Raw genomic sequence first — 566 nt, forward strand, 5'->3', positions numbered from 1 at the left:
GTTGATAGGCCGGATGTGGAAGCCCAGTAATGGGTGAAGCTGACTGGTACTAATAGGCCGAGGGCTTGTCCTCAGTTGCTCGCGTCCACTGTGTTAGTTCTGAGGCAACGACTGTTGCCGGCTAGAGCTGAAAACAAGTAAAAAGTGTGCTTGTTCGCTCGAAACCATTAGGGTTTCGGTGGCCATAGCGTGAGGGAAACGCCCGGTTACATTTCGAACCCGGAAGCTAAGCCTTACAGCGCCGATGGTACTGCAGGGGGGACCCTGTGGGAGAGTAGGACGCCGCCGAACAATCTTTGGAAGGACCCTTGGTCCCAGCGTTCAGCTGGGACCAAGGGTCCTTTTTTGCTTTTCTGGAGCGCGCCGGGTAGCCGGTTGCGCGAGAATGTTTGCGGTACCGAAGACAGGAGTCACCGATGTCCACCAACTCTCCCGACGACCGACCGGAGCGCGACCAGCGGCGACGGGACAGTGGGGACCGTGGCGACCGCGGTGCCAACCGTGGTGAGCAGCGTGGCGGTTTCCGTCGCGATGACAGTCGTGGTGGTGGTCCGCGTCGTGATGAT

1 rRNA gene is annotated in these 566 nt (G+C 59.2%); it reads left to right on the plus strand.

The window, feature by feature from the left end:
- Nucleotides 1-174 precede the first annotated feature (174 nt).
- Nucleotides 175-291, plus strand: a 5S ribosomal RNA gene (gene rrf / locus ABZ725_RS33350).
- The last annotated feature ends 275 nt before the right edge of the window (nucleotides 292-566 follow it).

The organism is Streptomyces sp. NPDC006872, assembly GCF_040635845.1.
Classification (GTDB): Bacteria; Actinomycetota; Actinomycetes; order Streptomycetales; family Streptomycetaceae; genus Streptomyces.